Source organism: Nonomuraea sp. NPDC048882 (assembly GCF_040649755.1).
In the GTDB taxonomy this organism is placed as follows: domain Bacteria; phylum Actinomycetota; class Actinomycetes; order Streptosporangiales; family Streptosporangiaceae; genus Nonomuraea; species Nonomuraea maheshkhaliensis.
Genome location: NZ_JBEZGB010000001.1, coordinates 660,509 through 681,745 on the forward strand (window position 1 = coordinate 660,509; position 21,237 = coordinate 681,745).

General features: G+C 71.6%; 23 protein-coding genes and 1 tRNA gene. 12 read left to right on the forward strand and 12 right to left on the reverse strand.

Annotation, left to right across the window (positions count from 1 at the left end; genetic code table 11):
- The first annotated feature begins 39 nt into the window (after window positions 1-39).
- Window positions 40-1,152, forward strand: coding sequence for a galactokinase (gene galK / locus AB0C27_RS02785; RefSeq protein WP_357836801.1), 1,113 nt, complete (start codon window positions 40-42; stop codon window positions 1,150-1,152).
- 142 nt (window positions 1,153-1,294) lie between these two features.
- Window positions 1,295-1,930 (forward strand): TetR/AcrR family transcriptional regulator, encoded by a 636-nt coding sequence (locus AB0C27_RS02790; protein ID WP_357836804.1) that lies wholly within the window; start codon window positions 1,295-1,297, stop codon window positions 1,928-1,930.
- A gap of 40 nt (window positions 1,931-1,970) precedes the next feature.
- Here the strand turns inward: AB0C27_RS02790 and AB0C27_RS02795 are convergent, their stop codons facing one another.
- Window positions 1,971-2,930: a zinc-binding alcohol dehydrogenase family protein gene (locus tag AB0C27_RS02795; RefSeq protein WP_357836807.1), complete on the reverse strand. Its 960-nt coding sequence runs from the start codon at window positions 2,928-2,930 to the stop codon at window positions 1,971-1,973.
- Between the two features lie 68 nt (window positions 2,931-2,998).
- Between AB0C27_RS02795 and AB0C27_RS02800 the strand changes: the two genes are divergently transcribed.
- Complete coding sequence (locus AB0C27_RS02800; protein ID WP_357836810.1) at window positions 2,999-3,631, forward strand: TetR/AcrR family transcriptional regulator C-terminal domain-containing protein; 633 nt, start codon at window positions 2,999-3,001, stop codon at window positions 3,629-3,631.
- 45 nt (window positions 3,632-3,676) lie between these two features.
- Here the strand turns inward: AB0C27_RS02800 and AB0C27_RS02805 are convergent, their stop codons facing one another.
- The gene (locus tag AB0C27_RS02805; RefSeq protein WP_357836813.1) at window positions 3,677-4,453 is read right to left on the reverse strand and encodes an enoyl-CoA hydratase-related protein; all 777 of its coding nucleotides are present in this window, start codon (window positions 4,451-4,453) and stop codon (window positions 3,677-3,679) included.
- Between the two features lie 51 nt (window positions 4,454-4,504).
- Between AB0C27_RS02805 and AB0C27_RS02810 the strand changes: the two genes are divergently transcribed.
- Entirely contained in the window at window positions 4,505-5,209 is a 705-nt protein-coding gene (locus AB0C27_RS02810) for a tyrosine-protein phosphatase (protein ID WP_357836816.1), read from the forward strand.
- Between the two features lie 177 nt (window positions 5,210-5,386).
- Here the strand turns inward: AB0C27_RS02810 and AB0C27_RS02815 are convergent, their stop codons facing one another.
- From AB0C27_RS02815 to AB0C27_RS02835, 5 genes are all read right to left on the reverse strand, one after another.
- Window positions 5,387-6,517 carry a nitric oxide synthase oxygenase gene (locus AB0C27_RS02815; protein WP_357836819.1) on the reverse strand — a complete coding sequence of 377 codons (1,131 nt, stop codon included), beginning with the start codon at window positions 6,515-6,517 and terminating at the stop codon, window positions 5,387-5,389.
- A gap of 249 nt (window positions 6,518-6,766) precedes the next feature.
- Complete coding sequence (locus AB0C27_RS02820; RefSeq protein ID WP_357836822.1) at window positions 6,767-7,237, reverse strand: hypothetical protein; 471 nt, start codon at window positions 7,235-7,237, stop codon at window positions 6,767-6,769.
- 92 nt (window positions 7,238-7,329) lie between these two features.
- The gene (locus AB0C27_RS02825; RefSeq protein WP_357836825.1) at window positions 7,330-7,590 is read right to left on the reverse strand and encodes a cell division protein CrgA; all 261 of its coding nucleotides are present in this window, start codon (window positions 7,588-7,590) and stop codon (window positions 7,330-7,332) included.
- 95 nt (window positions 7,591-7,685) lie between these two features.
- On the reverse strand, window positions 7,686-8,363 hold the full coding sequence (locus AB0C27_RS02830) for a sulfotransferase domain-containing protein (protein WP_357836828.1): 678 nt from the start codon (window positions 8,361-8,363) through the stop codon (window positions 7,686-7,688).
- A 268-nt stretch (window positions 8,364-8,631) separates the two neighbouring features.
- A tRNA-Asn gene (locus tag AB0C27_RS02835) sits at window positions 8,632-8,706 on the reverse strand.
- A gap of 127 nt (window positions 8,707-8,833) precedes the next feature.
- Between AB0C27_RS02835 and AB0C27_RS02840 the strand changes: the two genes are divergently transcribed.
- Complete coding sequence (locus tag AB0C27_RS02840) at window positions 8,834-9,151, forward strand: YtxH domain-containing protein (protein ID WP_346112168.1); 318 nt, start codon at window positions 8,834-8,836, stop codon at window positions 9,149-9,151.
- Between the two features lie 125 nt (window positions 9,152-9,276).
- On the opposite strand, the gene AB0C27_RS02845 is transcribed toward AB0C27_RS02840, so the two are convergent.
- From AB0C27_RS02845 to AB0C27_RS02855, 3 genes are read right to left on the reverse strand one after another with little or no spacing between them, the layout of a single operon-like run.
- Window positions 9,277-9,750: a hypothetical protein gene (locus AB0C27_RS02845; RefSeq protein WP_357836832.1), complete on the reverse strand. Its 474-nt coding sequence runs from the start codon at window positions 9,748-9,750 to the stop codon at window positions 9,277-9,279.
- Window positions 9,747-11,021 (reverse strand): hypothetical protein, encoded by a 1,275-nt coding sequence (locus AB0C27_RS02850; RefSeq protein ID WP_357836835.1) that lies wholly within the window; start codon window positions 11,019-11,021, stop codon window positions 9,747-9,749. The genes AB0C27_RS02845 and AB0C27_RS02850 overlap by 4 nt, the downstream gene beginning before the upstream one ends.
- Before the next feature lie 32 nt (window positions 11,022-11,053).
- Window positions 11,054-11,212, reverse strand: coding sequence for a hypothetical protein (locus AB0C27_RS02855; protein WP_357836837.1), 159 nt, complete (start codon window positions 11,210-11,212; stop codon window positions 11,054-11,056).
- Window positions 11,213-11,389: 177 nt separating this feature from the next.
- Here AB0C27_RS02855 and AB0C27_RS02860 point away from each other — a divergent pair, with 177 nt between their 5' ends.
- Entirely contained in the window at window positions 11,390-12,556 is a 1,167-nt protein-coding gene (locus AB0C27_RS02860) for a hypothetical protein (protein WP_357836840.1), read from the forward strand.
- Window positions 12,557-12,599: 43 nt separating this feature from the next.
- Here AB0C27_RS02860 and AB0C27_RS02865 read toward each other — a convergent pair whose 3' ends face one another.
- Complete coding sequence (locus tag AB0C27_RS02865; RefSeq protein ID WP_357836843.1) at window positions 12,600-12,773, reverse strand: hypothetical protein; 174 nt, start codon at window positions 12,771-12,773, stop codon at window positions 12,600-12,602.
- Between AB0C27_RS02865 and AB0C27_RS02870 the strand changes: the two genes are divergently transcribed.
- Genes AB0C27_RS02870 through AB0C27_RS02895 form a run of 6 tightly spaced genes read left to right on the forward strand, consistent with a single transcriptional unit; the run spans window position 12,763 to window position 19,767 of the window.
- Window positions 12,763-14,706, forward strand: a complete 1,944-nt coding sequence (locus AB0C27_RS02870) for a tetratricopeptide repeat protein (protein ID WP_357836846.1) — start codon at window positions 12,763-12,765, stop codon at window positions 14,704-14,706. The two genes, AB0C27_RS02865 and AB0C27_RS02870, sit on opposite strands and share 11 nt — an antisense overlap.
- Window positions 14,707-14,732: 26 nt before the next feature.
- Entirely contained in the window at window positions 14,733-15,632 is a 900-nt protein-coding gene (locus AB0C27_RS02875) for a protein phosphatase 2C domain-containing protein (protein ID WP_357836849.1), read from the forward strand.
- Window positions 15,625-16,923, forward strand: a complete 1,299-nt coding sequence (locus AB0C27_RS02880) for a VWA domain-containing protein (protein ID WP_357836852.1) — start codon at window positions 15,625-15,627, stop codon at window positions 16,921-16,923. The genes AB0C27_RS02875 and AB0C27_RS02880 overlap by 8 nt, the downstream gene beginning before the upstream one ends.
- Window positions 16,923-17,612 carry an FHA domain-containing protein gene (locus AB0C27_RS02885; RefSeq protein WP_357836855.1) on the forward strand — a complete coding sequence of 230 codons (690 nt, stop codon included), beginning with the start codon at window positions 16,923-16,925 and terminating at the stop codon, window positions 17,610-17,612. Before AB0C27_RS02880 ends, AB0C27_RS02885 begins: the two co-directional genes overlap by 1 nt.
- Window positions 17,609-18,967 (forward strand): hypothetical protein, encoded by a 1,359-nt coding sequence (locus AB0C27_RS02890; protein ID WP_357836858.1) that lies wholly within the window; start codon window positions 17,609-17,611, stop codon window positions 18,965-18,967. Before AB0C27_RS02885 ends, AB0C27_RS02890 begins: the two co-directional genes overlap by 4 nt.
- Complete coding sequence (locus AB0C27_RS02895; RefSeq protein ID WP_357836861.1) at window positions 18,964-19,767, forward strand: transporter substrate-binding domain-containing protein; 804 nt, start codon at window positions 18,964-18,966, stop codon at window positions 19,765-19,767. Before AB0C27_RS02890 ends, AB0C27_RS02895 begins: the two co-directional genes overlap by 4 nt.
- A gap of 64 nt (window positions 19,768-19,831) precedes the next feature.
- Here AB0C27_RS02895 and rpoD read toward each other — a convergent pair whose 3' ends face one another.
- Window positions 19,832-20,968 (reverse strand): RNA polymerase sigma factor RpoD, encoded by a 1,137-nt coding sequence (gene rpoD, locus AB0C27_RS02900; RefSeq protein WP_106235648.1) that lies wholly within the window; start codon window positions 20,966-20,968, stop codon window positions 19,832-19,834.
- Window positions 20,969-21,237: the final 269 nt, after the last annotated feature.

Here is a 21,237-nt window from a genome sequence, read left to right on the forward strand (position 1 = left end):
CTAGTCTACGGTCGGGCCTTTGTTGAGGAGTGTTCGATTATGAGCGTTGTTGAAGCTTTCCGTGCCGCGTACGGCGCGTCCCCCCAGACCGTCTGGCGTGCACCGGGACGGGTCAACCTCATCGGCGAGCACACCGACTACAACGACGGCTTCGTGCTCCCGTTCGCGGTGCCGTGGGGCGTGACGGCGGCCCTGACCCCGCGCACCGACGGCACCATCCGCCTGCTCTCCCTCCAGGCCCCCGGCGAGCCGGTCACCCTGGCCACCCGCGAGGAGTCCAAGGGCTGGACCCGCTACGTCGTCGGCGTCCTCGCGATGCTCGGCGACCGGGTCGAGGGCGCCGACATCGCGATCGACGGCGACGTCCCGAGCGGCGCGGGGCTGAGCTCCAGCGCCGCCCTTGAGGTGGCCGTCGCCTCCGCGCTCAACGACGTGCACGAGCTGGGCCTGACGCCCATGGAGCTGGCCCTGCTCAGCCAGAAGGCGGAGAACGACTTTGTCGGCATGCCCTGCGGCATCATGGACCAGGCCGCCTCGGCGCTGGGCAAGGAGGGGCACGCGCTGTTCCTCGACTGCCGCTCGCTCGGCTCCCGCAACATCCCGCTCGACCTGGCCGCGCACGGGCTGAGCATCCTCATCATCGACACGCAGGTGCACCACGAGCACGCGGGCGGCGAATACGCCAAGCGCCGCGCCGAGTGCGAGTCCGCGGCCCGCAAGCTCGGCGTCCCCGCCCTGCGCGATGTCACCGACCTGGCCGGCGCCCTCGACCAGCTGAAGGGCGACGAGCGCAAGCGCACGATGCACGTCGTGACGGAGAACCACCGCGTCGAGGCGCTGATCGGACTGCTGCGGGCCGGCCAGGTCACCGAGATCGGCGCCCTGCTCAACGCCTCCCACCTGTCGCTCAGGGACCAGTACGAGGTGTCGTCGCCCGAGCTCGACCTGGCGGTGGAGGCCGCGATCCGGGGCGGGGCGCGGGGGGCGCGGATGACGGGCGGCGGGTTCGGTGGCTCGGCCATCGCGCTGGTGCCGGACGAGCGGCTGGAGAACGTCCAGCGGTCGGTGTCGGACGCGTACGCGGAGCGCGGGTTCCAGGCGCCGCGCTTCCTGCCCGCCATCCCGTCCGTCGGCGCCCACCGCCTCTCCTGACGCCGCCTTTCCTGATCGCCCGCCTCTCCTGGCGCCGGTTCTCTGATCGGTGTCCGGTTTCGCCTAAACTAAGTGGAGCGTCGTTCCGATCGATCGATTGATCGCCGGAGCCCGTTCCGCTTCGTCGGCGAAGGAGAGCACGGTGCCCACCACAGGCCAGCCCACCCCCGCGCAGCCCGGCTCCGAGCGGTTCGGAGCCGAGCGGCCCGGCGCGGCGCCGGTCAGGAACAAGCGGGCCGACGCGCGGCGCAACCAGCAGACGCTGCTGGCCGCCGCCGCCGAGGTGTTCGTCGCCTCGGGCGTCGACGCGCCGATCAGGGAGATCGCGGCCAAGGCGGGCGTCGGGGTGGGGACGATCTACCGCCACTTCCCGTCCCGGGCCGACCTCATCGTCGCCGTCTACCGTCACCAGGTCGAGGCCTGCGCGGAGGCCGGCCCGGCGCTGCTGGCGGAGACCGGCTCCCCGTACGAGGCGCTGCGCCGGTGGATCGACCTCTTCGTGGACTTCCTGGTCACGAAGCACGGGCTGGCCAAGGCGATGCAGTCCGACAGCAGCGGTTTCTCGACGCTGCACGCCTACTTCCTCGACCGCCTGGAGCCGGTCGCCGCCCACCTGCTCGACGCCGGGGTGGAGGCGGGCGAGATCGAGCCGGGCACGCGCGCGTACGAGCTGATGCGCGGCGTCGGCGACCTGTGCGTGGACCACGGCGGCGACCCGCGCTACAACCCCCGCCACCTGATCGACCTCGTCTTCAGAGGGCTGCGGCGCACTCCCTGAGCACCGCGGTCACGGCACGGCGAGGCGCCGGCCGCAGCGGTCACGGCACGACGACGAGGCGCCGGCCGCGCAGGTCGGTGCGCCGCCAGGCGGACTCGACCGCGCTCAGCGGGACCCGCTCGATCTCGAAGGTGAGCTCGCCGGAGCGGGCCCAGTCCACGATCCGCCCGTACGCCTCGCCCATGCTGTCGGGGGTGAGGTTTCTGGCCGCGCCGTAGATCTCGACCCCCGAGGTGCGCAGGCTCTCGGCGGAGAGGGTCAGCCCCGCCCCGGCCGACTCGCCGACCTGCACCACCCGGGTCGTCTTCGGGAAGGCGAAGGAGTCGGGCGTCAGCGCGCGCAGCAGGATCTCGGTGGGCCGGCCCCAGAGGAAGTCCACGACGACGTCGTAGCCGTCGCCCCTGGCCTCGGTGAACGCCCGCGCCAGCGCGTCGTCGGGGACGGCCGTGTTGATCACCGTGTCGGCGCCGAGGTCCCGCACTTCGCGCAGTTGCCCCTCGTCGCGGCCGGTGGCGACGATCCGGCCGGCGCCGAGCAGCCGGGCGAGCTGGACCGCGAGCCGCCCGGCCACTCCCGTGGCGCCCTGCACCAGCACCGTCTCCCCCGGCACGAGGCCCGCCGCGGTCGCCATGGACATGCCGGTGACGGCCGAGCCCAGCACGGCCGCGACCACCGGCTCGATCCCCTCGGGGACGGGGACGTACGCGCCGCGCGCCACCACGGTCCGCTCGGCGAGCGCGCCGTAGGGTGCGCGCGGGCCGCCGAAGCCGACGAGGGTGCCGTCCGGCAGCGTCCCGATGCCGTCGAAGACGGGGATGAGCGGGAGCCGGGCGAGGTATCCCCCGCCGGCGTAGTGGGTCCCGGCCGCGAACGCCTTGTCGACGTTCTCGATCGCGGCCGCCTTGACCTCGACGATCACCTCGTCCGCGCCGGCCACGGGGTCGGGGAAGTCCTCGAACCGTGGCACGCCGCCGATCTCGTGGAGTACCGCTGCCTTCATGTCAGCTCCTCTCTATCACTGATAGGGATGACCCTAGCACTGATAGAGTGCGCTGGGAGGTGCCTACTTTGGCCTTGGACAGACAGCGGATCGTCACCGAAGCGATAGCACTGTTGGACGCGGAAGGTCTCGACGGCGTGACCACCCGCAAACTGGCCACCCGGCTCGGGGTGAAGTCACCGACCCTCTACTGGCACTTCCCGAACAAGGCGGCCCTCGTCACCGCGATCGCCGAGGAGATACTCGGGCAGCAGTTCCCCGAGCTGACGCCGCCGGAGCCGAAGGAACGCTGGCAGGACTGGCTGAGCGGCCTGGCCGCCCGGCTGCGCCGTGCGCTGCTGGCCCATCCCGACGGCGCCAGGATCGTCTCGGCGGCCCAGCTCTCGCTCAAGATGGCGGCGATCTCGGAACTGGCGATGAAAACTCTGGTCGAACGCGGCTTCGCGCTGCGGCAGGCACGCCTGATCGTCCTGACGGTGGAGCGCTTCACCATCGGGTTCGTCCTGGAGGAGCAGTGGCCCCGGCCGGAGCCGGGCAGCGGGGAGGAGGTCGACCTGGCCGCGTACCGGGAGATGTTCCCGACCGTCATGGCGGGTGTGACCGACTACTTCCAGCCCGGCCGCACCGTGGACGACCTGTTCCACGACTGCCTGCGGATGGTCGTCGAGGGGCCCCCGGCAGCGCCCGACCCCGCACCCTGACCGGCGGCACCGTCGCAGGGCCGTCGCAGGGCCGTTACAGAGCCGTTACAGGGGCGGGAAGTTCGGCGGGCGGCGCTCCAGGAAGCTCGCCACACCCTCCGCGAAGTCCGGCCGCTCGAAGGAGGCGAGCATCTCCTGGGTGGCCGCCTTGGCCGACTCCTCCAGCGTGGTGTCCCAGTCGTGCCACACCTGCCGCTTGATCACCGCCATGGACGCCGGCGAACTGTGCACCGCCAGTTCCCCTGCGTAGGCGCGGGCCTGCTCCAGCAGTTCCTCCCCCGGCACGGCCCGGTTGGCCAGCCCCAGCTCGTACGCCTCCCGCCCCGAGAACACCCGCCCCGACAGCAGGATGTCCATGGCCCGCTGCTGCCCCATGACGCGCGGCAGCACCCAGGACAGCCCGTACTCGGCGACCAGCCCGCGGCGCGGGAAGGCCGTCGTCCACTTGGCCTCCTCGGCCGTGAAGACGAGGTCGCAGACGAGGGCGTGCACGATGCCCAGGCCGGCGCAGGCCCCGTTGACGGCGGCGATGATCGGCTTGGCGATGGTCGTGGGGAAGGTGGTGGGACGGGGGTCGGGGGCCTCGTCGTACGAGCCGGTCTGGATGGCGGTCAGCGTCTTGAAGTCGGCTCCCGAGCAGAACCCCTTGCCCGCGCCGGTGACCACCACGGCCCGCACCCCGGGGTCCCGCTCCGCCTCCGCCAACAGGTCGAAGTAGCGCCGCCCCATAGCGTCGGTCCACGCGTTGAGCGTGTCCGGCCGGTTGAAGGTCAGCGTGAGCACGCCCTTGTCGTCGAGCGTCGAGAGCACCAGTTCCGCCATGCCCTAACAGAACCATGTTCTAGCCTGGGAAGGCAAGGATACGGTGGTCCCATGGAGCGGCATCTGGCGTGGGAGGGCTGCCACAACGTCCGCGACCTGGGCGGCCTGGCGACGGCTGACGGGCGGCGTACGCGCTGGGGGGCGGTGGTGCGTTCCGACACGCCCGACCGGCTCACCCCGGTCGGCTGGGCGGCCGCCGCTGCACACGGCGTACGGACGATCGTCGACCTGCGCACCCCCGGCGAGCATCGCGCCGCCCCCGGCCACCGCCCTCCCGGGATGACGATCGTCAGCGTGCCCCTGCACCGCCACGACGACCCCGCCCTCGCCCGGTACGGCGGGACCCCGCTCTACCTGGGCCCGTTCCTCGACCGGCGGGCCGACCTGTGCGTCCTCGCCCTGCGCGCCGTCGCGTGGGCCGAGCCCGGCGGCGTGCTCGTCCACTGCGTGGCCGGCCGCGACCGCACCGGGCTGATCGCCCTGCTGCTGCTCGCGCTGGCCGGGGTCGGATCCGCCGACATCCTGGCCGACTACGCCTGCTCGGCGGCCCGGCTGAGCCCTCTGTACGCCCTGCTGGGCGAGCCCGACGACGACCTGCGCGTACGGGCACGCCTGGAGGAGGCCGGGACCACCACGGAGGAGGTCGTGCTGGCCCTGCTGGCGCGCCTCGACGTGGAGGCGCGCCTGACGGCGGGCGGCCTGACCGCCGCCGAGATCACCGCACTCCGCGACCGCCTGACCGAACCACCCGCCTGACACCTGGCGAGCGCCCCGCGACGACGGACGACTCGGGGCGGAGGACTCGGGGCGGAGGACTCGGGGCGGACGACTCGCGGCGGACGACTCGCGGCGGAGGACTCGGGGCGGACGACTCGCGGCGACGGGCGGCGGACGGGCGTGGGGCCTGCCCTGCCTCCGCTCCCGACACACCTCCTACCGATGGTGGACGAAGGCGGGGGTCAGGACGCGGGTGTCGTAGTAGCGGTGGAAGACGGGCGTGGCGCTGCCCGACAGCGGTGGCACGATCCACGACCAGTCCGCCGGGCAGACCCGTCCCGCCTGCTCCTCCCGCGACAGATGCGTCAGGAAGCGCCGCGACTCCGTGTGGTGATCGGTCATGCTCACCCCGGCCCGCTCGAACGAGTGCAGCACCGCCACGTTCAGCTCCACCAGCGCGTGGTCGCGCCACAGCGTCCGCTCGCTGGAGGTGTCCAGCCCGAGCCGCTCCGCCACCACCCCGAGTTGGTCGTACCTGTCCGCGTCCGCCAGGTTGCGCGCGCCGATCTCGGTGCCCATGTACCAGCCGTTGAAGGGCGCGCAGGGGTAGCAGATTCCACCGATCTCCAGGCACATGTCCGAGATGGCCGGTACGGCGTGCCAGCGCAGGCCGAGCTCCTCGAACCAGGGATAGTCGGGATGCGTCAGCGGCACCTCCAGCACGGCGTCCCCCGGCAGGTTGCACAGGAGCGGCTCGCCCGCCGGGGGCCGGATGACGAGCGGCAGCACGTCGAACCGGCCGCCCCGGCCGCGCCAGCCCAGACCGGTCGCCGTCTCGGTGAGCGCGACGTTGGCCGGATCGCCGCGCACGCCGTCCGGAGTGCGGTATCCGGCATAACGGATGAGCTGGTCGTTCAGAATGCGGAAGCCGGGCAGGGCGGGGGTGTCGGGCGGCAGCACGGTGACCGTGGGCCTGATCTTGCCTTTGCCCGTGGCCTCGCGCAGGTGGGCCACGCATTCGAGGGCGACCCCCTCGGCCGTGCCCACCTGACGGCGGTCACGTACCTTGAGCGAGCGCCAGTACAGCCGCCCGATGCACCGGTTGCTGTTGCGCCAGGCCACCCGGGCCCCGAACTCCAGTTCTTCGTACGTGTGCGTGTAGGTCCCGCGCCGGGCCACCTCCCTGGCGACGTCGCGCAGGCGGGCGTAGGCGTTGCCGGCGGAGGGGTTCTCGGCGTGGAAGAGCCTGATGAAACGCTCGGCCTCGCCGAGGTCGGTGGTGCGCCTGACCACCGTGCGGGCGGCGGGCGCGTCGAAGGGTCGAAGAGATTTGATCCAGGTAGGCACGCGGCAGTCAGCACTTCTCCGTCAGCGGAGCGCCCCGCCGATTCCGGGTCGGCGACACGTCCTGGTGGCGCCCTCTCCACGCCTCCGTCACGGTTCCCGCGGCTCCGGCCCGAACGACCGGCCCTTCCATCCTTGCGTGCCATGCCTGCCTTGTCCCAGGAACGGGAAAACGGGTGATGGTCGAGTCACATAGCGTGAAATGCCACGCGCCCCCGGGAACCCTGCCGGGGGCGCGTGACAACGGCCGGGTCACCGGCGGGCGCGGCCCTCCCACACGCAGGTGAGTTGGATGACGCGCGTGTCACGCCACCGCTTGCCGGCCTTCCCGCGCCCGATCTCGCGTGCCGGAACGCGGATCGTCAGCCGCTCGGACGTCCCACGTACCTCGTCCTCGACCGCCCGCGCGGGCCGTACGTCATCCTGCGCGGCCCGCGCGGGCACGACCTCGGCGTACTCGCCGTCGATCAGCTCGACCGCCCTGGCCCTGGACAGACGCACAACCTCACCGTCACTCGTCCAGCACACGAGCCTGGCACCGCGCGGCGCACGCTCGATGTGCCGGTCGCGCCGGTCGTACTCGCCGTGCCCGTCGTGCCCGTCGTGCCCGCCGAGCACCCTGACGGGCCCGTCAAGACGCTCATCGGCCAGCGCGGGCCCGGCCATGCCACCGAGCCCGAGCGCCGCCACCGTGGCGACGATCGCCAGGTGTCGCTTCATCATTGGGATCTCCCTCCCCGAAGGGTTTCGACACCCCCGAGGGTCGCCCGCGGCACCTGAAGCGAGCCTTAAGACACCCGAAGCGACCTTCAGCTTCAGGGCCGGCGGCGGGCCACCACGATGGCCACCACCGCCTGCATCAGGGCGAAGAACACGCCGAGCAGAATGAACGCGAAGCCGACGAGCAGGTTCCAGTTGCCCAGCTCGGCGATGCCGGGGAGAGCCGGGTTCACGTAGAACACAACGATCCACAGAACGCCGACGATCCAGGACAGACCCATCGCCAGCGACGGCCACATGGGGGTGCGCTGGGGACGCCGCGACGAGCGGCCGGGCGAATCGGGCGAAGAGGCCACTCGTTCACTCCTCTGGTGGGGAGTCGTCGGGGAACGCACCAGTCCGAACCAACGCCATCAAAGCACGGCGCCTGCGGTTCCGTCCCCCTCCGGCTTCACGCGTCTCGGGGGTACCCGAGCAGCTCCATGGCCGCGGCGTTGTCGGGGCGGGACCAGAAGAGCCGGTGCAGCTCGTCCGGCAGTTCGTCCGCGTGCGTACGCGTATGACCTCTCCTGAAGAAGCCGCCGTCGAGCTGGCGCAACTCCGCGAAGGTCGGGATCCGGGCGTCGGGCAGCGGCCGCAGGGACGGCACCAGCGTGGCCACCAACCGCTCGACGGCCCGGCGCGGCTCGCGGATCAGGTCCTCGTAGCGGAGCGGCACGCGATGGGGCGCGGGTGGCCGGAGCCAGCTCAGCACGTTCCGCCCCCAACTGCCCGTGCCCACCGTGTCACGGCGGTCGATGATCCTGCGCACCTCGGCCTCGAAGTCGGGCGCGCCGTTCAGCCGGGCCCATGAGGTGATGGAGTCGCGGCCGTCCCGGACGAGGCAGATCGCACGGTCCTCCTCGCCTGCGCGCTGCCGGTGCGTCTTGACGAAGTGCGGCCGCTCGGACGCGCGCATCTCCTCGATCGACGAGGGCCGCTTCTCGAACCCGATCAGCTCGGGCCCGAGCCGCTCGGCCACGCCGTCCACGTCGTAGACGGTGGAGGTACGCACGCCGTACAGGTGCTTGAGGACGATGCGTAGGAACGTGTTGCCCGACCGGGGAAACGAGGCGACCCAGATGATCACGCCTCCGACCGTACATTCCGCCCCCGCCGCGCGTCGCGCATCCGGCCGCGCCTCTACGATCGCCATCGTGGGCGCGGGCTTCATGATCGGCGCGGTGGCCCTGGCCATCGGATCGGACCCCCGGGACCGCAGGCGCCCGCAACGCAAAGACCGGCCGACGCACCCGAGCCATGGCGTGAGGCTGTGAGCCCCCCGACGATCACGGGTTGACCCGCCGGGCTCCCGTAACGACTCAGGCCCCCTTCCGGAGGAAGAGGGCCTGGATGACTGGCTCCCGCGATAGGACTCGAACCTATAACCTGCCGGTTAACAGCCGGCTGCTCTGCCGTTGAGCTACGCGGGATCGATCTGTTTGCCCACCTCGCCGGGGGTCTGTGCCCCCGTCGCTGTGCGCAGGAATAGATTAGCGCACTCCGGGAGTGCGTGTCGCATCGCCAGCGGGGTAGGCCCGGAGACAGCGGAGGTGCGAAATGCGTTATCGACTGACATTCGCTGTCGGGCTGGCTGTCGGCTACGTGCTGGGCAGCCGGGCCGGGCGCGAACGGTACGAGCAGATCAAGCGGACCGCGCAGCGCGTGGCCGACAATCCCCGGGTGCAGGAAGCGGCCGGGGTGGTCGGGGCGCAGGCGTCGAGGTTCGCGGGAATGGCCAGGGCGAGGGTGGGTGACACGCTGCAGCAGCGGATCCCGTTCCTCCATTCGGAAGAGCACGGCACGGGCAACGGCACCGGCTGGCCCGACGAGGAGGCCGCCGAGCGGAAGGCTCGCGAGAGCGGCATCCCCTACTGAGGCGTACACACGCGCCTCAACAAACGCGCCGCAGGCGCACACCTGAGGCGCACATCGATCGGTAGGGGATTGAGCGGCCGTACACCCCCGCGAGCCTGCGGCCGCCCCCGCACCGGCGCAGAAGATCAGACGCCCATGCTGCGGCGTACGCCTTCCAGAGCCTGTTCGGCCTGGGCGCGCAGGCCGGGGTCGGCGGGGTCGAGGCCGTCGTCGAAGACGAGGGTCCAGCCGAGCATCTCGCCGCCGGGCCTGCGCCTGGCCACCAGCCGGACGCCGCCCCTCCCGGGCAGTTGCACGTGCTTGTTGACCACGATCGTGGAGTTGACGCGCTCGCGCACGGTCTCGGGCATCATGCGCGGCTCGGTGACCCGCTCGAAATGCCGGACGCCGCCCGTGGTGATCACGAGCAGGCCGTCCTCGTCCCACGAGGCCCGGTCGATCTCCTCGTACGGCAGGCGGGTGCCCCCGGGCAGGTGGAGCGCGAGGTTGGTGGCCACCAGGTGGCCCGCCTCGGCGGCGGCGAACGTCAGCACCCGCTCCCCCTTCGCAATGTCCAGGGAACGGCGCACGTCAGCGGGCAGCCGGCGGAAAAGGCTCATTCGACCACAGTATCCGCGAGCAGATCCAGGGTGAGCGCCGCACTCCAGGAGAAGTCCCTGCAGCCCCGCCCGCTGCCGTCGAAGGGGTCGAAGCACTCGCGGAAACCAGCCTGGCGGACCAGACGTAAGGTGCCGTTGGTGAGCTGCTGGCCGAGCTGGTCGAGCGAGTGCACGGCCGCTGCCCTGCGCAGCAGCCAGTTGGTGTTCACCCAGGAGGGGCCGCGCCAGTAGCGGGTGCGGTCGAACTGGGTGGCGCGAATCTCGCAGCTGGGCACCGGATAGCCGGTCGCGCCCATGAACCTGGCCGACTCCAGCACGTCCACGGCGGCCCGCAGCCGGTCGGCGGGCAGGCCGGGGTCGAGCAGCGGCCCGAACGCGCCGACCGTGCAGACCCGGATGAGCCGGTCCGCGCGCAGGTCCCTGGCGTAGAAGCAGCCGTCCCAGAGGCGTTCGAGCAGGGCCCGCCTGATGCGTTCCGCCTGCTCGGCGTGCGGCGCGGGATCGACGCCCGCGAGCGGGGCGAGCTCCGCCATGGCCTGGCAGGACGCGAGCCAGATCCCGTTGAACATCGGGTCCTCGATCGCGAACGGGTGCTCGTCGCGCAGGTAGTCGGGGCTGTAACCGGCGTCCCGGTAGCGCATCGCCAGCCAGACGTAGCGGTCGTGGTCGCTGTCGGGGTGGCGTTCCTCCATCTCGACGTGGTGGTAGCCGTACCGGATCGAGGGCAGCGCGTTGAGCGGCTCGTCCCAGGCCGGACTGTCGTCCATGCCCGACTCCCAGGGGTGCACGATCGCGGCCAGCCCGGCGCCGCCCAGGTCGCGGGCGGAGGCGAGGTAGTCGTGCTGGGCGGCCAGCGCCGGGTACGCCTGCCTGACGAACGCGGCGTCGCCCGTGTGGCGGTAGAGCCACCACAGCGCCAGCCCGTGCAGGGGCGGCGCGGTGAGTCCTGAGGTGAGCACGCGGGGCGCGGCCTTGTGCTCCTGCGATCGCCACACGGAAGGGCCGGGGAAGTACGCTTCGCGGGTATGGAAGACGATGTGCGGCACCATTCCGGTGGCCCACTGCCCGCGCAGCAGGCTGAGCAGCTCGTCGCGGGCCCGGTCCGGCCGGTGTCTGGCCAGGCCGATGACGACGAACGCGGAGTCCCAGCTCCATTGGTGCGGATACAGCCCTGGCGCGGGCACGGTGCCGGTGCCCGTCCAGTTCGCCTCGAGCACGGCCAGGGCCTCGCGCCCGAGCGCGGCATCGTCGACCGCGGGCCGCGCCTCCATCACCTCACTATGACTGCGGATGCCTCAGGAAGCTATGTCCGCTTGAGCCACTTCGAGGCGAACATGACGGCGAACGCGACGGCGCCGATGACGAGCCCCCACTTGAGCAACGTCAGGGCGAAACCCACGAGGGGGCCGAGCAGCACGAGCGCGGCGATGACGGCCGCGACGATCAGAAGAATTCGTCCCATGACCACCACGCTAAGAGATCGTTAAGTGCTTTGCAGGCGAGGCAGGGTTGAATCAGGGACAAGTCAGGGGTCACCCCGAGCCAAAGGAACTAAAGCCCTTCAACCCGCCGTTGAGGCGGTATAAACGGGGCAGCGGGGGGCCTCTTCACGGGGAGCGTGATGAGCCTGGGACCACCAATGAGCAGGGAGGGCGCCGAGCACGCGCTGCGCGCTCGGGCCGACGAACGTGACCGGATCTCCGGCGACCTGCTCGATCTCGAATCCCACACCACCTACCAGTTGCTGCGCGGCGCCTCCTTACGCGGGGCGACCGAGCGGCGCTGGGCCGCCGCGCAGGAGGCACTGGCCGGGCTGTGGGCGCTCAACGACGCCTACCGCGCCGTGCTGCGCGACGCCGAGCAGATCCGGGCCTCCCGTCCCCGGCTCGGCGCCGACCAGCTCGCCCGGCTCACCGAGCTGCTGTCGGGCCCGTCCGTGGTGCTGCGGGCCGCCGCCAAGCCGGTCGAGCAGCGTTCGCTGCGCCCGCAGGCCGACACGCGCCTGACGCTCGACGAGACCGTGACCCGGATGGACGCCGCGTTCGGCGAGGTCACGGCCGCCCTGAACGACATCGACGCGGTGTGGAACGCCGTGCTGCCCCGCCTCGACGAGGCCGACGCCCGCCTGCGCCGCATCCGCGAGCTGGAGAGCCGGCTGGGCGAGAGCTCCGACCTGGCCGCCCAGGAGGCGGAGCTGCGGCGGATGCGCGCGGCGGCGGTCGAGGACCCGCTGGGGCCCTCCGTCGCGCAGGAGCTCGACCGGATGGCCAAACTGCTGGCCGGCTCGCTGGCGGAGGTCGAGCTGGCGCTCGTGGTCAAGGACGAGTACGCCAGGCGCAGAGAGGACCTGGTGGCCGCGCTCGACCGGGTGCGGGCCGCCGAGAGCGAGACCCGGCTGGCCCACGGCTCGGTCGTGGTCAAGATCGCCCTGCCGCCGCAGGCCCAGCCGCGCAGCAGGGTGGAGGCGCTGGCCGGGGAGCTGGACGCGCTCGACGCCTCCGCCGATCCCTGGGTGTTACGGGCCAAGCGGCTGGCGGCCCTGGAGGAGGAGACCCGCAAGGCCGCCGACCAGGCGTACGCCACCGCCAAAGCGCTTTACGGCCTCGTCGCCCGGCGCGACGAGCTGCGCGGCCGGCTCGGCGCCTGCCAGGCGATGGCGGTGCGCAAGGGCCTGGCCGAGGACCCGGTGACCTCGGAGCTGTACGAGCGGGCGCGCGTGCTGCTGTGGAGTGCCCCCTGCGATCTGACGAGGGCGGCCGAGGCCGTCGAGAACTACCAGCGCGCGATTTCCGGAGGTAGGCGATGACCCGCTGCGCGCAGCCCGGCTGCACAGGGACGATCGAGGAGGGCTACTGCGACCAGTGCGGGCACGCGGCGAGCCCGTCACCGCTGCCCCCGTCGTCGGCCCCCTTATCGGCACCGTCGTCGGTGCCGTCGTCGGGTCCTCTCAACACGCAGCCGGTCAGCAGATCGATGAGTTCCCCGTCGAGCAGCGGCAGGTCGCGGGCCGGGGTGCTGGCCACGATCGCCGACCTGCCGTCGGTCCCCTACCGCGACCCGTCCACCGCGGTGATGGCCAACCCCGAGGTGCCCGAGGAGAAGCGCCACTGCGCCAACCCCGACTGCGGCAAGCCGGTGGGCCGCTCGCGCGAGGGCCGCCCCGGGCTGACGGACGGGTTCTGCCCGCACTGCCGCACCCAGTTCTCCTTCGCCCCGAAGCTGGCCAAGGACGACATGGTCGCCGGCCAGTACCGGGTGCTGGGCTGCCTGGCGCACGGCGGTCTCGGCTGGATCTACCTGGCCTCCGACGAGAACCTGGACGGCCGGTGGGTGGTGCTCAAGGGCCTGCTCAACACCATGGACGCCGAGGCGCTGGCGGCGGCCGAGGCCGAGCGGAAGTTCCTGACCACCGTCGACCATCCCAACATCGTCAAGATCTTCAACTTCCAGCGCTCGGCCGGGCTGGGCTACATCGTCATGGAGTACGTCGGTGGCCAGTCGCTGCACGAGCTGCGCCGCCAGGGCCCGCTGCCGCTGCGCGAGGCCCTGATGTACGGCAGGGAGATCCTGCACGCCTTCGGCTACCTGCACGAGAACGGCCTGGTCTACTGCGACCTCAAGCCGGCCAACGTGATCAGGGTCGGCCGGCGGCTCAAGCTCATCGACCTGGGCGCGGTGCAGCCGTTCGGCTCGCCGGTGGGCTCGTCCTGGGTCACCGTCGGCTACCACGCCCCCGAGCTGGAGACGCAGCCGTCGTCGATCGCCTCCGACCTCTACACCGTGGCCAGGACGCTGGCGGTGCTGGCGATCCCCGGGTTCAGCCCGGCCTCGGGCGGCGTGGCCAACCCGCTGCCGGCCGACTGCGGGCATCCGTCGTTCACCCGGCTGCTGCGCAAGGCGACCGCGGCGAACCCCGCCGACAGGTTCCAGAGCGCGTGGGAGATGGAGGAGCAGCTCGTCGGCGTGCTGCGCGAGGTCAGCGCGCTGGAGAGCGGGGTGCCGCACCCGGCGCTGTCGACGCTGTTCGGGCCGGAGCGCACGGCCGTCGGGACGGCGCTGTCGCAGCGCGAGGGCGAGGTGTTCGAGCCGCTGGACCCGGTGGCGGTGGCCCGCGCGCTGCCGGTGCCGCTGGTGGATCCGGCCGACCCGGCGGCCGGCGCACTCGCGGGACTGCTCGGACGCGACGGCAAGGAGCTGCTCGACCAGCTCGCCGCGATGCCGGCGACCCCCGAGACGAAGCTCATGCGGGTCAGGCTGCTGGCCGAGTCGGCCGCGGCCGAGACCCCCGTCGCCCTGAACGAGCTGGACGGGGAGCTGCCGCGCGACTGGCGGCTCACCTGGTACCGCGGGGTGCTCGCGCTGGTCACCGGGCAGGCGGACCAGGCGATGTCGCTGTTCGAGGCGTGCCTGTCGCACCTGCCCGGCGAGACGGCGCCGAAGCTGGCGCTGGCGTTCGCGCTGGAGTGCGCGGGCAAGCCCGCCGCCTCCTGGTACGACCTCGTCTGGCGCACCGACCACACCTACGTCAGCGCGGCGTTCGGGCTGGCCAGGTCGGGCCGGATCGGCGTGCTGGACGAGGTGCCCGCCTCGTCGGTCCACCGGGTGGCGGCGCAGGTGGCGCTGGCGGCCTCGGTGGTACGCAGGGCCGACCTGAGCGTGCTGAAACCGGACGAGCTCGTGGGCGCCGCCGACCGGGTCGCGAAGCAGGCCGACCTCGACCCGCGCCGCCGCGACCTGCTCACGGCCGAGGTGCTGGGCGGGGCGCTGGCCTGGCTCGACAGCAACCCGCCGCCGCAGGGCTCGCCGCGGCTGGCCGACGCGCCGTTCACCGAGCCGGGGCTGCGCAAACGGCTCGAATCCATCTACCGCAGGCTGGCCGTGGCGGCGGAGACGCGCCAGGAGCGCCACGCGCTGATCGACCAGGCCAACGCCGTACGACCGAGGACGTGGTTGTGATCTGTCCCGTTTGCGAGGCTCCCGTGGTGGCCGGAGACACATACTGCGAGGCGTGCGGCCACGCGCTGGGGGCGCCCACCTGCTCCTTCTGCGCCGCGAAGGCCGTGGACGTGGAGGGCTACTGCGAGCGGTGCGGGCTGCGCCAGCCCACCGGCCGCGACCACGCCGAGATCGTGCTGGCCGGCGGCGCCGCCGCGGTGACCGACAGGGGGCTGCGGCGCGGCCGGAACGAGGACGCGGTCGCGCTGCTGGAAACCGGCAGCCGAACCAGCGACCAACCCGGCGGCCAACCCGGCGACCCCACCGGCAACCTCTCCGGCGGTGCCACCGGCAGCCCCATTGGCAGCCCCATTGGCGGCCCCACCGGCGGAACCGTGGTGACCGTCGTCTGCGACGGCGTGGGCAGCTCGCCCAGGGCCGACGAGGCGTCGGCGGTGGCGGTGGAGACCGCGGGCGCGGCGCTGGCCAGGGGCCTGTCGCAGGAGGAGGCGTTCGAGCTGGCCGGGCGGGCCGTGGCCAAGCTGGCGACGTCGGTGGACGACGCCCCCGCCTGCACGTACGTCTCGGCCGCGGTGGCGCCGGACGGCCGGGTCACGCTCGGCTGGGCCGGCGACACGCGGGCGTACCTGCTGCCGGGCGGCGACCTGCTGACCGAGGACGACGTGGTGGAGACCGGCGAGATCACCGCCTGGCTCGGCGCCGACGCCGGCGACGTGGACCTCCACCTGCGTGCTTTCACCCCGCAGCGGCCGGGGCTGCTACTCGTCTGCAGCGACGGCCTGTGGCGCTATCTGGACGGCTACGCCTTCCCCGCCACCGGCACCCCCATCGAGATGGCCCGTGAGATGCTGCGCCACGCGCTGGACTCCGGTGGCCAGGACAACGTGACGATCGTTTTGATCCCTCTAGGAGAGTCGCATGGCTGACCAGCCCGTTTTCACGCTGAACGTCGACCAGAACAAGTACCTTCCGCTGGACGGCCGCGAGGTGCACGCCATTCTCACCGTCACCTCCCCTGGCGGCTCCACGGGCGGCGCGACCGTGCAGGCCGCGCCCACCGAGGCGGCCGAGGTGATCATCATTGACACGTCGGGCTCGATGAGCGGCAGCAAGATCCGTGAGGCGCGGCAGGCGGCCGCGACCGCCGTGCGGACGCTGCGCGACGGCGTCTACTTCGCCGTGATCGCCGGTACGGAGTCGGCCAGGGTCGTCTTCCCCGGCGGCCACGCCAACCTGGTCAAGGCGAGCCCGGCCACCAGGGCCGAGGCCGAGCGGGCCATCAGCCGGCTGACCGCGCACGGCGGCACCGCGATGGGCGAGTGGCTCAAGCTGGCCGGTCATCTGCTGACCGCACATCCGTCGGCGATCAGGCACGCGCTGCTCATGACCGACGGGCAGAACAACGAGCGGCCCGAGGTGTTCGCCTCCGTGCTGGCGGGCTGGAGCGGCAAGTTCGTGGCCGACTGCCTCGGTGTCGGCGACGACTGGGTGCCCGCCGAGCTGCGGAAGGTGGCCGAGGCGCTGCTCGGCACGTTCGACTTCGTGCGCAATCAGGGTGACCTGCCGGAATACTTCCGCAGGCTCACGCAGACGTCGATGAGCAAGACGGTGGCCGACCTGTCGCTGCGGGTGTGGGTGCCGCAGACGGCGCGGCTGAAGTTCGTCAAGCAGGTCTCCCCCACGCTGCTCGACCTCACCGGCAAACGCGCCGACGTCAATCCGCTGACCGGCGACTATCCCACCGGCTCCTGGGGCGCCGAGGAACGCGAATACCACATCTGCGTCGAGGTGCCCCCGGCGCAGGTCGGGCAGGAGATCAGGGCGGGCTGGGTCAAGCTCGTCCGCCCCGACACCCAGGAGACGGTGGCCTCCGGCAACGTGCTGGCCCAGTGGACCGACGACCTGGCGCAGTCCACCCGGATCAACAGGAAGGTCGCCCACTACACCGGCCAGGCCGAGCTGCACGAGCTGATCCAAGAGGGGCTCAACGCCCGTTCCATGGGCGACGTCGACACCGCCACCGCCCGCCTGGCCAAGGCGCGGCAGATCGCCACCGACTCCGGCCGGGAGGACACCGCGAGGCTGCTGGAGAGGGTGGTGGAGGTCGATCCGGCCACCGGCACGGCCCGGCTGCGCAGGAACGTGGACAAGGCCGACGAGATCGAGCTGGACACCGGCTCCGTGCGGACGAGCCGGCTGCGTAAGGAAGGAAGCTGATGGCGACCTGCCCGCAGGGGCACGCGTCGGGCGCCGACGACTACTGCGACACCTGTGGCGCCCAGATGGCCGGCCCGCCCCAGGCCGTGTCCCCCCAGACCGTGTCCCCCCAGACCGTGTCCCCCCAGGTCACCCACTCCGTGCCCCAGCACGGATCCCCGTCCCAGGGGCAGGCCGCGGAGTCGTGCCCCGTCTGCCAGACGCCGCGCGCCGGGCAGTTCTGCGAGGTGTGCGGCCACGACTACAGCGGCAACAGCGCCGCCGTCCCCCTGCCCGCCACGGGAGCACGATACGAGGCCGTCACCGGCGCCGACCGCACCTACTACGAGAAGGTCATCGCCGAGGGCGGTCCCGACGCCGCCGCGATGGCGTTCCCGCCGTACTGTCCCGAGCGCTCGTTCGCGCTGCACGGCGAGCAGGTACGCATCGGCCGGCGCAGCCGGGCCAGGAGCGCCTCCCCCGAGATCGACCTGGCCGGGCCGCCCGAGGACCCGGGCGTCTCCCACCTGCACGCCGTGCTGCTGGGCCAGCAGGACGGCTCGTGGCTGCTGGTGGACCCCGGCTCGTCCAACGGCACCCAGCTGAACGGCCGGCCCCTCGCGGTGAACGTCCCGGTCAGGGTCGGCCCGGGCGACCGCATCCACCTGGGGGCGTGGACCGTGATCACGATCAGGGAGGGCACGCCGTGACCATGGTGCAGGTGCGGCCGGCCCCCGCCCCGGCCCGCCGGAGCGTGCCGGGCCGGATCCGCGTCATCTCCGGCATCACGGTCGCCTCGCTGGCCCTGCTCTTCGCGGCGCTCGCGGTCGGCAGCTCCAGCGCCCGCGACGGGCTGCGCGTCATCGGCCGCGACGCCGGCCCGCAGGTCGTCGCCACCGCCGGGCTCTACCTCGCGCTGAGCGACATGGACGCGCAGGTCGCCAACCTGCTCGTGATCGGCAAGGACTACGAGGCGCAGCGGGCCGAGGCGCTGAAGCAGTACGACGCGCGGCGGGTCGAGGCACACCGGGCCCTGCTGGAGGCGTTCGAGCTGTCAGGCGACAACGAGGCCGAGCGCAGGACCGTCCAGTCGGTGCTCGACGGGCTCGGCCGCTACGAGCGGCTGGCCGGGCAGGCCCTGCTGCTGAACGACCAGGCCGATCACGCCGCCGGGCCGCCGCCGGACAACGTGGTGCGCACCTACCGCACGGCCACCGACCTGATGCGGCTGGTGCTGCTGCCGCAGGCGTACAACCTGACCCTGGAGAGCGGCACGATCGTGCGCCGCACCGCCGACGAGAAGAGCCTCATGGTGCCGCTCGTGCGGCTCGCGGTGGTGGTGGCCGGGCTGGTCGCGCTGGGGTGCCTGATCTGGCTGCAGGTCTTCCTGGCCCGGCGCTTCCGCCGGGTCTTCGGGCCCGCGCTGCTGGCGGCCACGGTGACGACGGCGGTCGCGCTGATCTTCGGCGTGAACGTGCTCTCCCGGGACGACCAGGCCCTGCGCACGGCCAAATCGGACGGGTTCGACTCGGTGCTGACACTGGCCAGGGCGCGGGCGATCAGCAACAGCATGCAGGGCGACCAGAGCCGCTACCTGCTGGACAAGGATCGGGCCGACACCTACGAGCACACCTACCTGGACAAGTCGCTGTCCGTCATCTACTACGAGGCGGGCAATCTGAGCACCTACCACCAGCGGGTGTCCAGCGGCTCGACAGGAGGGCTCGGCATGCTGGGGCCGGAGCTCGTCGGCAGGGAGGGCGAGAAGGTGATGCGGGCGTACCAGGACTTCCAGCGCGCCGACGCGGCCTTCCGCCGGCTCGCCGCGAACGGCCAGACCAACGAGGCGGTCGCCGAGCGGCTCGGCCGCACCATGACGGCCTTCGCCTCCTACGACGAGGCACTGCAGTCCATGGCCGCCTCGCACCAGAAGGTGTTCGAGCGGGCGATCGGCACCGGCGAGAGCGCGCTGGACAGCCTGTGGCGGCTGATGCCGTTCGCCATCGGCGCGATCGGGGTGCTGGTGATCGCCGGGGTGTGGCCACGACTCAAGGAGTACCGGTGAAGCGGGTGCTGGCAGTGGCGCTGGTCCTGGTCGCCCTGGCGGCCGCGGGCTGCGGGATGAACGGCCGGGAGTCGATCCTGGACAAGGACGAACTCGTCATCGCGGTGCGGACGGACCTGCCCTCGGTCGGGTTCCGCGCCGGCGGCACGTTCGACGGCTTCGACGTGGACGTGGCCCGCTACGTCGCCGGCCGGCTGGGCAAGGAGGTCTCCTTTCTGGGCGTGCTGGCCGCCGACCGGGAGAAGGTGATCTCCCAAGGGCGGGCCGACCTGGTGGTGGCCACGTTCACGATCGACCAGGACCGGAAGCAGCGAGTGCTGTTCGCGGGGCCGTACCACATCTCCTACCAGGACATCCTGACCCGCGGCGACGACACGATCACCAACGTGCGCGAGCTCAAGGGCCGCAAGATCTGCGAGGTGGAGGGCGCGAACGCGGCCAAGCGGGTCGTCGAGGAACGCGGGGTGGCGGCGCAGGTCGTCCCGTTCCCCGACTACAAGAGGTGCCTGGCGGCGCTGAAGGACCGGCAGGTGGACGCGGTCACCACCAACGACATCATCCTGGCCGGGCTGGCGGCCGAGGACGGCTCGGGGCTGCGGCTGGCCAACGCGCAGTTCAACGAGCAGCGCTCGGGGATCGGGATGGCCAAGGGCGACGTGGCCGGCTGCGAGGCGGTGAACCGCGCGATCACCGACATGTACCAGAGCGGGACGGCCGAGAAGCTGCTGACCAAGTGGTTCGGCAGGTCCGGGCTTGATCTGTCCACGATCGCGGTGCCGCAGTTCGAGGGCTGTTCGTGATCGGTGAGCATGAGTCTGGGGACTGAGTGTGGGGACGACCGATGGCCGTCCCCGCACTTCGCGCTCAGTCGAGGTAGTCGCGCAACATCTGCGCCCGCGTCGGGTGGCGGAGCTTGGCCAGGGTCTTCGACTCGATCTGGCGGATGCGCTCCCGCGTGACGCCGAACTCCCTGCCCACCTCCTCCAGCGTGCGCGGATGCCCGTCGGCCAGGCCGAACCTGAGCTGGATGATGCGCTGCTCGCGGTCCGACAGGGTGGCCAGGATGTCGTCGAGCTGGTCCTGCAGCATGATGAAGGCCGCGGCCTCCATGGGCACGACGGCGTCGGCGTCCTCGATGAAGTCACCGAGGTCGGAGTCCTCCTCGCCGATCGGCGACTGCAGCGACACCGGCTCCTGGGCGATGCGCTGGATCTCCACCACCCGATCGACGGGGAGATCCATCTCCTTGGCGATCTCCTCCGGGATCGGCTCGCGGCCGAGGTCCTGGTGGAGCTGGCGCTGCACCCTGACGAGCTTGTTGATGGTCTCCACCATGTGCACGGGGATGCGGATGGTCCGCGCCTGGTCGGCGATGGCCCGCGTGATCGCCTGACGGATCCACCAGGTCGCGTAGGTGGAGAACTTGTAGCCCTTGGTGTAGTCGAACTTCTCCACGGCCCGGATGAGCCCGAGGTTGCCCTCCTGGATCAGGTCCAGGAACAACATCCCGCGGCCGACGTAGCGTTTGGCGATCGACACCACGAGCCGGAGGTTGGCCTCGATGAGCCGCTGTTTGGCCCGGGTGCCCTGCCAGACGAGCTCCCTGAACTCCGGGAAGGCCAGACGCGAGACCCCGTTGGCCAGCTTGTCCTCGGCGAACAGGCCGGCTTCGATCGACTTGGCGAGCTCCACCTCCTCCTCGGCGGTCAGCAGGGGCACCCGGCCGATCTCCCGCAGATAAATCCGGACGAGATCACTGGTCGGCGCCCGCTTGCCTACGTCTTCCTCATCGGCGCGGGAGGTCTCCTCGTCGCCCTGGGGCTCAAGGACCTCCACACCGTTCTCGGCGAGCATCCGCACGACGCGTTCCAGCGCGTCGGACGGCAACTCGGATCGGTCAAGCGCGGCTGCGACGTCATCGACGGTTACGCTCCCGCGCTCCCTTCCCTTCGCGACGAGGTCCGCCACCTGATCTACCGATGGCGGTCCGCTTGGCAGCACCGATGCACCCACGGGAGACAGTCTGCAGTATTGGTTCCATCAAATGGCAGACCCATTTTTGTCACCGAAGGTAAGACGATCGTCCTTACCGAATTGAGATCGCAATAAGGTTTAGCCCGAGTTTGATCAGGAAAGTAAAGTCAATTACGCGGTCTGGATTCACGCGCCCGGCGACACCCCCCGGTCGGACGCCGCCGTTTCGCTGCCCCGACGTGGCCGTCCTCGCCTTGTGGCGGATTTTGGACCGGGCCAAGTTTCCGGGCCAACCA